We start from the raw sequence: 13,336 nt of genomic DNA on the forward strand, positions 1-13,336 counted from the left end.
GCGACTGACGGCGGCGGACGGACGACGGCAGCAGACAGGGGGCGACGGCGGCCGGTCGACGGCAGCGGACGAAGGACGACGGCGGCCGGTCGGCGGCCGTCGTCGGGTCAGGGCAGCCGGGGACGGGAGCCCATCCGGGCCCGGTCGGCCGCCTCCCTGCCCTCGGTCCAGCCCGCCTCGTCGCTCACCCCGCGCAGCCGGGTCGTCACCGTCTGCGGGAACATGCGGTCCATGGCCGAGGAGACCGCGACCTCGCGGGAGGCGAGGACGGGCAGCAGGTCGTCCGTCACCTGCGTCTTCGCCGCGACCGTCAGACGGCTGCCGATGCGATGGGCGTACGCGGCGAGGAACGACTGCCGGAACGTCTTGGTCCGCTTGCGGCCGCCGGCACGCTGGGCCGCCTCCGCCCGGGTCATCGCCGTCGTGGCCTGCACGAGCAGTGAGGTGTAGAGGAGTTCGACCGCCTCCAGGTCGGCCTCGAAGCCGACGACCGTGGAGAAGCCGAGAGGTTCGTTCCACACCGCCCGGCAGTGGTTCGCGCCGGCGACCGCGTCCAGCAGCACCGCCTTGGCCTGCTCGTACGGCGGCTCGACCCCGATCCGGCAGGCGCCGGGGGCGTCCGGGGCCGGCGCACGGGCGGCGAGCAGCGCCTCGTCCACGCTGTGCCGGGCCATGAGCTCCTGCGCCTTGGCGCTCAGCGCCTCCGCCTCCTCCGGGAACCCGGTCGCCTCCGCCTTGGCCAGCAGCGCACGGATCCGGCCGAGCATCCGGGTGTCGGACCCGGTCCCGGCCTGCCGCCGCACGGGCTGCGCCAGCGGCTCCAGCGTGGGCAGCCGCAGCAGCAGGCGGTACAGCTCCAGGACCGCGCCGGCCCGCGAGAAGCGGTCGGCGCCGGGCGGCGCGCCGATCTCGGCCAGTTCGTCCAGCTGCGCCGCCCAGCGGGGACCGCGCGGACCGTCCGCGGGCGCCTGCGCCCGGATCAGCGCCACGCACAGGCGCAGGTGCACGTCGTCCAGCTCGCGGCGCACGTAGCGGACGAGGTCGGCGGGCTGCCAGCCTCGCCGCCAGGCCGCCGCCACGAACTCCCTGCCCCGGGCGTCGAGTTCGGCGTCGGCCGTGGGGTCCGACGCGAGCAGCGAGGCGCCGGTGTCGAGGGCGGTGTCGGTGGCGTCGTAGAGGGCGGCCTCGAAGGCACGCTCGACGGTGCTGGTCGTACGGCTCACCCGTCGATCGTGCCACGAGGTCCCGGGACGCCGAAGCCGCCCGTGTCTCAGCCCCCGAAACCCGGTCGCCCGGGGCTCCGCACGGGTTCCAGCATGACGGCCATGGTGGACACATCCCTGTACGCGGCGTTCCTCGTCACCGCTTTCGCGCTCTGCGTCACCCCCGGCCCCGACATGATGTTCATCGTCGCGATGGGCGGGCGGGGCGGTCCCACGGCCGGGGTGCTGGCCGCCTGCGGGGTCGCCTGCGCCATGCTCGTGCACTCGGCGGCCGCGGCGCTCGGCCTGTCGGCGCTGTTCGCGGCGCTGCCGGTGCTCTACCACGTGCTGCGCTGGGCGGGCGCGGGCTATCTGCTGTATCTGGCCGTGAAGGCGTTCCGGGACCGGTCGCTGCCGGGCACGGCGGGCACGGCGGGCACGGCGGGCGCGCCCGCCGGACCCGACCTGCGGCGCGCGTTCTGGCAGGGCGCCGTCACCAACCTGCTCAACCCCAAGGTGATCCTGTTCAACATCGCCTTCCTCCCTCAGTTCGTGGATCCGAGGCTGGGCCACGTGCCGGAGCAGCTCCTGGTGCTCGGCCTGACCATCGTGACGATGGGCTTCGCGGTGGACAGCTCGGTCGGGCTGCTGTCCGGGAAGCTGTCGGCACTGCTGCGCCGCAGCCGCCGGGTGGCACGCGGACTCGACGTGTTCAGCGGGACGGTCTTCACGGCGCTGGCGCTGCGGCTTGCCACCTCGCCCCAATGACCTCTCGGTTGTCAACCTTAGGTTGACACCCTTCTCGTGTCAACCTAAGGTTGACACATGTCGACGCAACCGACCATCACGTCATCCGTACGTCTCGACGACCTCATCTCCGCGATCAAGAAGGTCCACGCGGAACCCCTCGAACAGCTCCAGGACGCGGTGCTCGCCGGCGAGTACCTGGGCGAGGTCGCCGACCATCTGATCGGCCACTTCGTGGACCAGGCGCGCCGCTCGGGCGCCTCCTGGACGGACATCGGCAAGAGCATGGGCGTCACCCGGCAGGCGGCGCAGAAGCGGTTCGTGCCGAAGGAGTCGACCGACCTCGACCCCAGCCAGGGCTTCAACCGGTACACCCCGCGCGCCCGCAACGTGGTCATGGCCTCCCACAACGAGGCCAAGGCCGCGGGCGGCGCCGAGGGTCTGCCCGAGCACCTCGTCCTCGGTCTGCTCGCCGAGCCCGAGGGACTCGGCGCACGGGCGATCACCGCGCAGGGCGTCTCCCTGGACGCGGTCCGCGAGGCCGCGGCGGCCGCGCTCCCGCCGGCCGCCGAAGACGCCCCGGAGCTGATCCCCTACGGCCCCGCCGCCAAGAAGGCACTGGAACTCACCTTCCGCGAGGCCCTCCGCCTCGGCCACAACTACGTCGGCACCGAGCACATCCTGCTCGCCCTGCTGGAGTTCGAGAACGGCGAGGGCGTGCTGAGCGGGCTCGGCATCGACAAGGCCCGGTCCGAGGCGTTCGTCGTGGAGCTGCTGGAGACGATGCGGCTGGACCACGAGCGGTTGCAGTCCCAGTCCCAGTCCCAGGACGAGGAGCGGGAGGAGGAGCGGGAGGAGGAGCGGTAGCCCGGCGGAAACCGCAGGTCGGGGCCGTTGTCAGAGGCTCCTGCGAGACTCGTTGCATGGCCGACCGGTGGGCGCTCGCTCCGACCGAGGACGGTGGCGTGGAGATCGCCCCCCTCGGTCCGGACGGGCTGCCCGCCGCGCCGGTGGTGCGGGAGCCGGACCTCGCCGAGGCCGTACGCCGCAGGCCGGACGTCTTCCGCTGGGTGTGGCGCGCCACCGCCGAGGTGTACCCGCGGCTGCTCGCCAGTGGGGTGCGGGTCGAGCGGTGCTACGACATCGAGGACGCCGAGACCCTCCTCCTCGGCCACGAGGGCCGTTACGGCGAACCCCGGTCGGCGGCCGCCGCCCTCGCCCGGCTGCGCGACCGTCCGGTACCGCCCGATCCGCGTCAGCGGTCCGCGGAGCCCGGCGCGCAGTCCCCGCTGTTCGAACCGCAGGGCACCCGGCTGCCGCTGACGGACCTCGTCGAGGTCTACGCCGAGCAGCAGCGGCGGCACGACCGGTCCGCCCGCCCCGACCGGCTGCGGCTGCTGACGTCCGCGGAGTCGGCGGGGATGCTGGTGGCGGCCGAGATGAACCGCGCGGGACTGCCGTGGAGCGCGGACGTGCACCGCGAGGTCCTGCGCGAACTGCTCGGCGAGCGCTACACCGGCGGCGGGGAGCCCCGGCGCCTGGCCGAGCTCGCCGACGAGGTGTCGGCGGCGTTCGGCCGCCGGGTGCGGCCCGATCTGCCCGCCGATGTCGTCAAGGCCTTCGCCCAGGCCGGCATCAAGGTCAGGTCGACCCGGCGGTGGGAGATCGAGTCCCTCGACCACCCGGCCGTGAAGCCGCTGATCGAGTACAAGAAGCTGTACCGCATCTGGGTCGCGCACGGCTGGTCCTGGCTCCAGGACTGGGTGCGGGACGGGCGGTTCCGGCCGGAGTTCCTCGCGGGCGGGACGGTCACCGGGCGCTGGGTGACCAACGGCGGCGGCGCCCTGCAGATCCCCAAGGTCATCCGGCGTGCCGTCGTCGCCGATCCCGGCTGGCGGCTCGTCGTCGCGGACGTCGACCAGATGGAACCGCGAGTGCTCGCCGCGATCTCCCGTGACCCCGGCCTGATGGAGGTGGCCGCCCGGGAGGACGACCTGTACCAGTCCGTCTCCGACCGCGCCTTCTCCGGCGACCGCGGCCAGGCCAAACTCGCCGTGCTCGGCGCGGTCTACGGCCAGACCTCCGGGGACGGCCTGAAGAACCTCGCCGCCCTCAGACGCCGCTTCCCCAGAGCGGTGGCGTACGTCGACGACGCGGCGCAGGCCGGCCAGGAGGGCCGGCTGGTGCGGACGTGGCTGGGGCGCACCTGTCCGCCCGCGGCCGGGGCCGGCGACGAAGGAGCGGAGGAGGCGGGGATGCCGCAGGAGGAGCCGGCCGGGCAGCCCGCCGAGCAGGGCTGGATGCCGGGATACGCCTCTACCGACGCCCGCGCCCGCGGCCGCTTCGCCCGCAACTTCGTCGTCCAGGGCAGCGCGGCCGACTGGACCCTGCTGTTGCTGGCCGCGCTGCGGCGGACCTGTGCCGCCATGGCGGCCGAGCTGGTCTTCTTCCAGCACGACGAGGTGATCGTGCACTGTCCGGCGCACGAGGCCGACACGGTCGTGGCGGCCATCCGGGAGGCGGCGGACCTCGCGGGACGGCTGACGTTCGGGGACACCCCGGTACGGTTCCCGTTCACGACGGCGGTGGTGCAGTGCTATGCCGACGCGAAGTGAACGGCCGCGGTCCGCTGCCCGGCGGGCGGCCGGGCAGGGCGTTCTTCGGACACGCGGAGGACGGCTGGATCGGCGCACGGGGGACGGCTGAATCAGCGGGGTCCGGCGAGCAGCGCCACGAGTTCCGCCACGACCGCCTCCTCGTCCGTCCCGTCCAGGGCCGCAAGGGCCGCGCGCCACTCCTCGTACGCCTCCTCGACACGTCCCCGCTCCCGGAGCAGCAGGCCGAGCTGGTGCCGGGCGAGCCCGCCGGTGTAGCGGTCGGCGCGGGCGTCCGCGCGGCGCAGCAGCTCGGCGCACTCACGGGCGGCGGGGCCGCCGCGCCCGAGCAGCCGCAGGGTGCGCACCAGGCCGAGCCTGGTCTGGGACTCGCCGTGCCAGTCGCCGTGGCCGCCGCGGATGCGCCGGCTCTCCTCGAAGTGCGGCAGCGCGGCGGCCGGTTCGCCCAGGGTCAGATGGGCGTAGCCGATATTGCAGTGCGCCGAGTGCTGCAGGATGACGGCGCCGATCTCGTCGCCGAGGGCGAGGGAGCGCCGGTGCTGCTCGATCGCGGCCCGGGGGTCGGTGTGCTCGTACAGATTGCCCAGGTGGCTGTGGGTGACGGCCTCGCCGTACGGGTCGTTCAGCTGCCGCGAGTACTCCAGGCTCTGCCGCAGCGCCGCGCCGGACTCCTCGTACCGGCCGAGCCCTTCGAGCAGCAGACCCCGGTTGTTGAGGCAGCGCCGGATCCGGGAGAGCCGCTCCAGTCGGCGCCAGAGGGCCAGGGCGCGGTCGTTGAGGGCCAGCGCGTCCTTCTGGCGGCCGGTCAGAAAGTGCAGGGCGGCGAGGTCGCCCAGCGCGTGGGCCTCGGCCGCCTCGTCCCCGAGCCGGCGCGCCGCGGCGAGCGCGGCCCGCCCCAGCACCTCCATCTCGGCGCATCGACCACTGCGCTGGACGTAGGGGAACAGGAGCCGCGCGAGAGTGGAGACATGGGCGGCGGTGACGGCATCGGCCGTGTCCGCCGGGTGGCGCCGTACGAGCGCGACGACGTTCTCCAGTTCCAGGTCGCCCCAGGCGAAGGCCTCCTCGGGGCTGCCGAAGGGCGCCACCTCGTGGGCCGGATGCCCGGGCGGCTGGGACGGGGTCGGACAGCGGCGGTCGTCCTGCTCGTAGCCGGGCTCCACGATCGCGGTGAGGACCCGGTCGGCGACGGCGGCGTACCAGCGCAGGGCGAGGACGGCGGGCGCGGGTCCGCCCCCGGCGTGCGGGCCGGGATCCTTGTCGGCCAGTTCACGGGCGAAGTCGCGCACCAGGTCGTGGGGGGCGTAGCGGCCGTACGCCGTCTCCTCCAGGAGCGCCACGTCGACCAGGCGGTCGAGGGCGGCCTCGGCACGGCGTTCGTCGGTGCCGGTCAGCCGGGCGAGCAGGGGCGCGCCGTACACAGGCAGGTCGAGCGCGCCGATGCGGCGCAGTGCGCGGGCCGCGTCCCGGTCGGTCTCGCGCTCGGAGGCGGCGAGCGCGTCGTGCGCGACGGCCAGGGAGCGGCGGACGCTCAGATCGTCGTACTCCAGATGGTGCAGCCGTCCCGTGGCGGCCAGCTGACCGGCGAGGACGTCCGGGGTGAGGGCCCGACGGGCGGCCAGCCGGGCGGCGACGACCCGCAGGGCGAGCGGGAGCCGGCCGGTGAGCTCGACGAGCGGGTGGGTGGCGTCGAGGCCGTCGCGGCCGGAGACCGAGCGCAGCAGCGCCGCGCTGTCCTGCCCGGAGAGCGGGCCGAGCGGGAAACGGCGGGCGCCGTCGAGGGCGGTCAGCGGGGACCGGCTGGTGACGATCACCGCGCAGCCGGGGCCGGCCGGCAACAGCGGGCGTATCTGCGCGGCGTGCGCGGCGTCGTCCAGCACCATCAGCGTGCGCGTCGGCGCGAGCAGGGAGCGCAGCAACGCGGTGGCCGCGTCCTGGTGTTCGGGGATGTGCCGGAGGTCGGCGCCGAGGTCGCGCAGCAGCGCGGTCAGCGCCTGGGCGGGGGTGAGCGGGGTCATGCCCGGGGTGGCACCGTGCAGGTTGATGTACAGCTGGCCGTCGGGGAAGCGGTCCCGCAGGCCGTGCGCGACATGCAGGGCGAGGGCACTCTTGCCGACCCCGGCCATGCCGCTGACGACGGCCAGCGGGAGCGGGAGGGAAGAGAAGCCGGAAGCGCCGTCCCTGGCATCCGTACCATGCGTGCCGTCCGTGCCGTGCGTGCCGTCCGCGCCGGGCGGGTCGGCTGCCAGGGTCCGCCGCAGGGTCTCCAGGACATCGAGGCGTCCGGTGAAGTGGGCGGGTGCGGGCGGCAGTTGGGCGGGCCGGGGTGCGCGCGGGACGCTTTCACCGGGGGTGCGCGGGGCGCTTTCGGGAGACGCGTGCGGGGCGTGCGGGGCGCCTTCGGCAGACACGTGCGGGGCGCCTTCGGCCAGGGTGTGCGGGGGTGGGGTGTCCGTCTCGCCCGGCACGGCCGGAACGGTCCGCGCCGCCGGAACCGTCCGCGTTGCCGGACCGGTCCGCACGGCCGGTGCGCCCGGTGCCCGCGGGGCAGGAGACACGCAAGGTGTGGCGGACACGCAAGGTGCGGTGGGTGCCGCGGGCGCCGCGGGTGCCGCGGGCACGGTGCGCGGCACCGCAGACGCAGCGGGTGCGGAAGGCGCCGCAGGGGCGGTGAGTGCGCCGGGCGCGCCCCTCAGCACCTCCACATGCGCCTCGCGCACGCCTGGGCCCGGTTCGACGCCGAGCTCCCCGATGAGACGGCTGCGCAGATCGCGGTGGACGGCGAGGGCCTCGGCCCGGCGGCCGGTGCGGTGCAGGGCGAGCATCAGCTGGCGGTGGTACGACTCCCGCAGCGGGTGCTCGGCGGCCAGCGCGGCCAGCTCCGGCACCAGGGCGCCGAGCCGGCTGCCGCCCACGGCGAGCTCGGCGTCGTAACGCCAGTCCTCCAGGAGCAGCCGCGCCTCCTTCAGCCGCTGGACGAAGGCGTACCCGCCCACCTCGGACGGCAGCCCGCTCAACGGGGTGCCCCGCCACAGCGCGAGCGCGGCCAGGCACTCGCGTACGACCAGTTCCCAGTCGCGGGCGGCATGCGCGCCGCGGGCCACGGCGAGGTGTCGCTCGAACACATGGACGTCCAGTTCGCCCTCGGCGACGCGCAGCACATATCCGGGCGGCGTCGCACGCAGCCGTTCCGGGTCGTCGAGCAGCCGGCGCAGCCGGGTCACATGGTTGTGCAGCGAGGCCTGTGCGGAGGCGGGCGGCGCGCCGCCCCACAGCGTGTCCTTGAGCGACCCGACCGAGACGACGCGGCCGGCCTCCAGCAGCAGCGCGGCCAGCAGTGTCCGCACCTTGGGACTGCCGACGGCACGGACATCGGGGGTGCCACAGGCGTCACGGGCGTCGCGGACACCCCAGGCGTCACGGGCATCACGGGCACCACAGGCGTCACGAGCGCCACAAGCATCACGAGCACCGCAGGCGTCACGGGTGCCGCAGGCGTCGTACAGAACAGGCGGTCCCAGCAGTCCGAACCGCAGCGCGCACCCCATCACGCCGCTCACTGCACCTTCCCGCACGCCTGTCCGCTCGCGCCCTCCGGCGGAATCGGCGCACGGCCGATTCTCGCCCCTGCACGACAGGATCCCGCCACTGCGCCGCGCCACTCCGCCGCGGCGGTCCGACCGCCGATGCCCACGTGGCACGGCCGGTCCGCCCGCACCGCCCATCGCTTTCAAGCCGGTCGAGCGGCGGCGACGGAGCAGACCGTTGGCCACATGTTAGCGATCTGTTGGCCAGTCCTGATGTGATCAATACATCGGATCCGGCCCCGACGGCGCACGCGTCGACGACGCGGAACTCGGGGGAGTGTCGCCGCCCCGGCCGGGTCCGGGAACGCGAGGGGTCCCGGTCGTCAGAGGTGAACGACCGGGACCCTGTCCGCGTTCTCAGATGACCGGCGGCCGCCCCAGTCGGGTCAGCCGCCAGACGGTCCGCCAGCGCATGGGCCGGCGTTCCCCGGCCGGCTCGCGCAACCCTTCCACGAAGCCGCCGAACCAGGCCCGCAGTCCGCCGGCCGACCGGGTACGCAGCAGGGTGACCAGGATCCACACCCCCAGGTGCACGGGGATGAGCGGCAGGGGCAGCCTGCGCCGGACCAGCCACACCCGGTTGCGGGCGGTCACCCGGTAGTAGATGGCGTGCCGGGCGGGCGAGGTCTTCGGGTGCTGGAGCAGCAGTTCGGGTGCGTAGAGGATGTGCCAGCCGGAGTCGGCGGCCCGCCAGGCCAGGTCGGTCTCCTCGTGCGCGAAGAAGAACGCGGCCGGCCAGTCGCCGGTCTGCGCCAGCATCGCCATGCTCAGGGCGTGTCCGCCGCCGAGGAATCCGGTCACGTACCCGCCCCGCATCGGGTCGGCCGCCCCGGCCCGTGGCACATGCCGCCGCTGCGTCTCGCCGTGCTCGTCGGCGATGCGGAAGCCGACGATGCCCAGCCGCGGGTCGGCGGCGTACAGCTCCCGCACCCGGCTCAGCACGTCGGCGTCGACGAGCAGCCCGTCGTCGTCGAGCTCCACCACGACGTCGATGTCACCGAACTCGCGCAGCCGGGCGAGGGCGACGTTGCGGCCGCCCGGACAGCCGAGGTTCTCACTCTCCTCGACGACCGTGACCTCACCGGGCAGCGCCAGCCGGTGCGCGAACTCGGGCAGCCGGCAGCCGTTGCCGACGATCACGATCCGGGCGGGCGCAAGGTCCTGCTTGGCCACCGACTCCAGCAGGGCGTCGACCTCGGCAGGCCGGTTCCCCATGGTCACCACCGCAACGGCGATTCTCGGCTCCACCAACATCCCTCACCCCATCCGGCCGACGGAGATGCCCGTCGTTCACCAAGATGTTGCCGCAGGTAAGGGAGTTCCCTCGACTCCGGTTAACTTTGCGTCCCGTTTGCGGCAATTTTCCTTACAGCGGGGGGAGTTGGGCCTCTCCACCGACCGACCTCCGCCCGTTTCAGGCCTCGCCGAGCTCCCGGAGGTCCACATGGCCCGCCTTGAAGTCCGGCGCGTTCATGTCGACGCCCATGTTGCCGGGGTCGATGGCCTCGACCCTCCACAGCCGGTTCGCGATCTCGACCGTGCCGCCCTTGCGCACGTCGTCGTAGAAGGCGAGCTGACCCTGGCCCGGTGCCGTCACGCTGATCGAGGCCCGCGCCGGACCGTCCTGGACGTCGGTCAGGACGGCTCCCATGGCGGGCCCGTTGTCGGGCACGTGCCAGCGCAGCCGCCAGTGACCGTCCTGCGTCGTCGGCCACGTGGCCATCTGTGCTCCCTGATTCGTGCCGCTGTGGTCCGCCGTGGTGAGGACCACGCGGTAGGTGCAGATCTGGGCGACCGTGTAGGAGTGCCCGCCGAGGGTGACCTTGCCCCCCGGCGCCACGGTCCGCCTGCCGTCGTCGGCGGAGAGCACGGCGGTGCGGTGCCGGCCGTCGGCCGCCGCCTCCGCGTAGGTCGCCTTGCCGCCGTCCGGCAGTGCCGTGGCACCGCCCCGCAGGAGATGCACTCCCGCGGCGCTCCTGGCGCCCTCGCACTCCGGGCCCTTGTCGGCGGCCGGCGCGGGCCGGGAGGACGGGGTGGACGAGGCGGACGCCGGAGGCGCCGTGCTGTCCGAGGCCTCGGGTGTCCCCGCGGCGCCGCAGCCGGCCAGCAGTAGCGTGAGGCAGACGGCCCCAGCGATTCTCATGTCTCTCACCCTGCCACCTGCAGCTCCTGGGGACTGTTGAAGTACTTCTCGTACTGCTCGGGCGTCGCCTCGACGTCCGGGGCGCCGCCGCCCCACGGGTTGCCGAGGATGACCTTGCCGTCGGCGGTGAACCCCTTGACGTAGAACACGTGCCGGCTGACGAAACTGCTCTTCCACTCGTTCGGTACGTCCTTGGGGTCGACCGAACCGGTCGCCACGATCACCGGGTGGTGCGACTCGAACGACTTCCTGAGAGCGCCGACGTTGTTGTCGATCGACTTGGAGTCGTGCCCGGTCACGTACGGCGGCGCCTTGTCGGTGTTGTCCCACTCGGTGGCGCCGTAGTCGCCGCTCTCGGCCCGGTCGTAGAGCTTGTCGCCCTGGTGGTTGTCCGGGGTGCCGCCGTCGTCGCCGCCGTACATCAGGGCGAACGCCTTCTCGTAGTACGCGGGCCAGGTCTCCTTGGTGCCGTGCGCCGACACCAGGTTCCCGTTCTCGTCCATCGGCAGATCCGGGGTGACGGTGACCCAGTGCTGCTTGCCGTCCTTGTCCCAGATACGGACGTCCACCGTGCCGTTGGGGTTCTGCTTGATGCCCTCGGCGATGAACTTCGGGTTCGCCTGGGCCGTCGCGGTGAGGGAGGCGATGTACCAGCAGTCCGCGAACTGCCCCTGCGAGATGCTCGACGCGTCGACCTTGCCCGGGGTGGCGAACAAGGGGTCGCCGGGCGTGCCGTAGTGCATGCCCTTCACCCCCTGGTTCAGCTGCGAGTTGTAGCCCTGGAGCCATGCGTCCGTGGTGTCGAAGCCCGGCTGGATCCCCGGGAACGCCGCCTCCAGCTTGGCCCAGTGCGACGGGCCTGCCTTCTTCAGCAGCAGGCTGAGGTGGTCGCGGAACTGGTCGTCGGGGATGCCGTCGTGGGACTCCCACCACCACATGCCGCTGTCGTCGGTCTTCTTCGCCAGGTCGCCGTAGCGGCGCAGGTCCTCGGCCGGGACCTTGGCGAAGAAGGCGTCGAGCTCGGCGGCGGTCATGCCGTCGAGCATGCTCTTGACCTTCTCCAGGTCGTCGCGGTTGCCGTCGTCGCCGAAGTCCTTGCCGTCCAGGGCCGCCACGGCCGACAGCGCATCGGTGATCTTCTTCTCGTCCGGCGCGTTCTCGTCGGCGAAGGCGAGCGCCGGGTCGATGGCGTACCCCTTGTCGAGAAGGTCGTTGCACAGGTCCAGCTGGTTGCAGCGGCGCGTGATCGAGTCGGACATGTCGTGCAGCTCGTGGCCGAGCGACCCCGGCAGGGTGCCGCCGCCGAACGGCCAGCCCGACAGGGGGTTGCCGACCAGCGGCTGGAGGGCCGCGCTCGTGGTCGCGGGCTTTCCGCGCAGCAGGCTCTGAGCCTGGGTGAGCACCCCGGAGACGTCACTGTGCAGCTTGCCCGCGTTGTCGCCGAGCGTCTTCAGGTCGCGGCCGAGGCTGCGTATCTTCGCGCTGTCGAATCCGACGAAAGGCATCGGCTCATCCCCCGGGCTTGTCCGACTTGGCGGCCTTGGCGGCCTCCTCGTCGAGGTTGTGTGCCTCGGTCTCCCAGCGCCGCGCGTCCGCCATGAGATCACCGGCCATGGAACCCAGCGACTTCTTGCGGGCCCCCAGCGTCGCGGTGGACGTGTCGGCGAACGGCCCCTTCCAGATCGCGGGCGTCGCCTGCTTCACCGCGTTGTCGAGATAGCCGCCCAGCGACCCCGCGAGGGTCCTCGCTTTGCGAGCGCACTCCCGCAGGTCCTCCGCCCGCTTCCGCAACTGCGCGGGCGTCTCGCCCTGTTCGTCCCCCGGTCTGCTCATGTCATCCCCGTAGTCGATGGGCCGCAAGCCACTGTCAGCCCACGCTAACAAAGGGCAGAAACGCTCAAGCACCTTTGCGTATCGGACAGTTACCGTACTGTCACGAAGTCCCTTACCGTTTCGCCCACTTGCGCTCACCTTCGCTCGCGCGCCGGACCCGGGCATGCCGTGGAGCGCCTCCGGAGGGGGCTGCGGTCAGGAGCCCAGCAGCGCGGTGATCCACATACCGGCCTCGACGGCGACGAACACGGCCGCGACGGCGATGACGAGGATGCTGGCCCAGCGGGGGAAGCCGGACGGCTCCCGGCGCGGCGCGGGCTCCGACCGGCGCAGCCACAGCCACCGGTACAGGCCGGCGCGGATGCCTTCGCCGACGACGAAGGTCACCACCCCGAGGTTGTCGAGGCCGGTGATCTCGGTGGTGACGGTGGCGCCCGTGAGCGCGGTGACGGCGATCACGAGGCAGTTGGGTACGAAGAGCCAGGCGAGGGCGGTCCACTTCTGTGCCCGGCTCCACCAGCCGGACAGGCTCAGGGCCGCGATGCCGCCGAGCATGAGCAGGAGGACGGGGAAGCGGAGGACGTCGTGGACCGCATCGCTCGGCGACACCTGGTCGACGATGCCGAGGACGGTGCAAGCGGTGAAGAGCCCCACGACCCGCCCGGGCGCGGTCCAGGGGGACGGCTCCTCGACCGGGCCCGCCCCGCGGACGGCGTCGGCGCCGATCTCGTACGGGTCACCGAACTCGGCGAGGACCGCGGCGACCTCGCCGGGCCGTTCGGCCAGCGCGACGGCGATGCGTTCGGCAAGGCCGCCGGTGAGCCGCGCGCGGGCGCCGGGCGACAAGGCGGAGGCAGCTTGGTCGACTGCGTCCAGGTAGCGGCGGATCTCGTGGCCGTCGGTGCCGGGGTGGGTGGTCTGCATGTGGTGCTCGCTTCGGGTTCGTGAGGAGGCGGCGGGCTGCCTGTGGGCCGGCCCGCGCCAGGGCAGGGGGCACCGGCCGGCACATCGGGGTGACGTGCCGGCGGTACCGGTGGATCGAAGAGAGGCCGCTGCGGCGTCGGTGAACGACGCGTCGGGCAGGGCCGGGTGACGGCCGACGGGCGAGCCGGCGGCCACGCGGGCGGGCCGGCGACCACGAAGGACGCGGGCCGGCGACCACGACGGGTGCGGGCCGAGAACCACGAAGGACGCGGGCCGAGAACCACG

Annotated in this window: 10 protein-coding genes; 3 read left to right on the forward strand and 7 right to left on the reverse strand. The window is 73.3% G+C overall.

Annotated features, from left to right (window positions below; translation table 11 throughout):
• Positions 1–107: 107 nt before the first annotated feature.
• On the reverse strand, positions 108–1,223 hold the full coding sequence (locus ACZ7OY_RS11875; RefSeq protein ID WP_471911275.1) for a DUF2786 domain-containing protein: 1,116 nt from the start codon (positions 1,221–1,223) through the stop codon (positions 108–110).
• A 102-nt stretch (positions 1,224–1,325) separates the two neighbouring features.
• Here ACZ7OY_RS11875 and ACZ7OY_RS11880 point away from each other — a divergent pair, with 102 nt between their 5' ends.
• The 3 genes from ACZ7OY_RS11880 to ACZ7OY_RS11890 are packed head-to-tail and all read left to right on the forward strand — an operon-like array spanning position 1,326 to position 4,564.
• Positions 1,326–1,970, forward strand: coding sequence for a LysE family translocator (locus ACZ7OY_RS11880; RefSeq protein ID WP_471911276.1), 645 nt, complete (start codon positions 1,326–1,328; stop codon positions 1,968–1,970).
• Positions 1,971–2,027: 57 nt separating this feature from the next.
• Positions 2,028–2,816 (forward strand): Clp protease N-terminal domain-containing protein, encoded by a 789-nt coding sequence (locus tag ACZ7OY_RS11885; protein WP_471911277.1) that lies wholly within the window; start codon positions 2,028–2,030, stop codon positions 2,814–2,816.
• Positions 2,817–2,872: 56 nt separating this feature from the next.
• Positions 2,873–4,564: a bifunctional 3'-5' exonuclease/DNA polymerase gene (locus ACZ7OY_RS11890; protein WP_471911278.1), complete on the forward strand. Its 1,692-nt coding sequence runs from the start codon at positions 2,873–2,875 to the stop codon at positions 4,562–4,564.
• A gap of 92 nt (positions 4,565–4,656) precedes the next feature.
• Here ACZ7OY_RS11890 and ACZ7OY_RS11895 read toward each other — a convergent pair whose 3' ends face one another.
• The 6 genes from ACZ7OY_RS11895 to ACZ7OY_RS11920 form a co-directional block, all read right to left on the reverse strand.
• The gene (locus tag ACZ7OY_RS11895; protein ID WP_471911667.1) at positions 4,657–8,112 is read right to left on the reverse strand and encodes an AfsR/SARP family transcriptional regulator; all 3,456 of its coding nucleotides are present in this window, start codon (positions 8,110–8,112) and stop codon (positions 4,657–4,659) included.
• A gap of 396 nt (positions 8,113–8,508) precedes the next feature.
• Positions 8,509–9,405, reverse strand: coding sequence for a glycosyltransferase family 2 protein (locus ACZ7OY_RS11900; protein WP_351614876.1), 897 nt, complete (start codon positions 9,403–9,405; stop codon positions 8,509–8,511).
• Between the two features lie 160 nt (positions 9,406–9,565).
• Complete coding sequence (locus ACZ7OY_RS11905; RefSeq protein WP_471911279.1) at positions 9,566–10,294, reverse strand: hypothetical protein; 729 nt, start codon at positions 10,292–10,294, stop codon at positions 9,566–9,568.
• A gap of 5 nt (positions 10,295–10,299) precedes the next feature.
• Positions 10,300–11,799 (reverse strand): C2 family cysteine protease, encoded by a 1,500-nt coding sequence (locus tag ACZ7OY_RS11910; RefSeq protein WP_471911280.1) that lies wholly within the window; start codon positions 11,797–11,799, stop codon positions 10,300–10,302.
• Between the two features lie 4 nt (positions 11,800–11,803).
• Positions 11,804–12,127, reverse strand: a complete 324-nt coding sequence (locus tag ACZ7OY_RS11915) for a hypothetical protein (RefSeq protein ID WP_471911281.1) — start codon at positions 12,125–12,127, stop codon at positions 11,804–11,806.
• Positions 12,128–12,322: 195 nt separating this feature from the next.
• Positions 12,323–13,051, reverse strand: coding sequence for a hypothetical protein (locus ACZ7OY_RS11920; protein ID WP_471911282.1), 729 nt, complete (start codon positions 13,049–13,051; stop codon positions 12,323–12,325).
• Positions 13,052–13,336: the final 285 nt, after the last annotated feature.

Source organism: Streptomyces sp. NPDC107559, from assembly GCF_055657365.1.

Bases quoted from the DNA above. Each gene is read 5' to 3' on its own strand.
- ACZ7OY_RS11915 (WP_471911281.1), bottom strand. From the start codon at position 12,127: ATGAGCAGACCGGGGGACGAACAGGGCGAGACGCCCGCGCAGTTGCGG.
- ACZ7OY_RS11885 (WP_471911277.1), top strand. From the start codon at position 2,028: ATGTCGACGCAACCGACCATCACGTCATCCGTACGTCTCGACGACCTC.
- ACZ7OY_RS11910 (WP_471911280.1), bottom strand. From the start codon at position 11,799: ATGCCTTTCGTCGGATTCGACAGCGCGAAGATACGCAGCCTCGGCCGC.
- ACZ7OY_RS11895 (WP_471911667.1), bottom strand. From the start codon at position 8,112: ATGGGGTGCGCGCTGCGGTTCGGACTGCTGGGACCGCCTGTTCTGTAC.
- ACZ7OY_RS11905 (WP_471911279.1), bottom strand. From the start codon at position 10,294: ATGAGAATCGCTGGGGCCGTCTGCCTCACGCTACTGCTGGCCGGCTGC.
- ACZ7OY_RS11920 (WP_471911282.1), bottom strand. From the start codon at position 13,051: ATGCAGACCACCCACCCCGGCACCGACGGCCACGAGATCCGCCGCTAC.
- ACZ7OY_RS11890 (WP_471911278.1), top strand. From the start codon at position 2,873: ATGGCCGACCGGTGGGCGCTCGCTCCGACCGAGGACGGTGGCGTGGAG.
- ACZ7OY_RS11880 (WP_471911276.1), top strand. From the start codon at position 1,326: ATGGTGGACACATCCCTGTACGCGGCGTTCCTCGTCACCGCTTTCGCG.
- ACZ7OY_RS11900 (WP_351614876.1), bottom strand. From the start codon at position 9,405: ATGTTGGTGGAGCCGAGAATCGCCGTTGCGGTGGTGACCATGGGGAAC.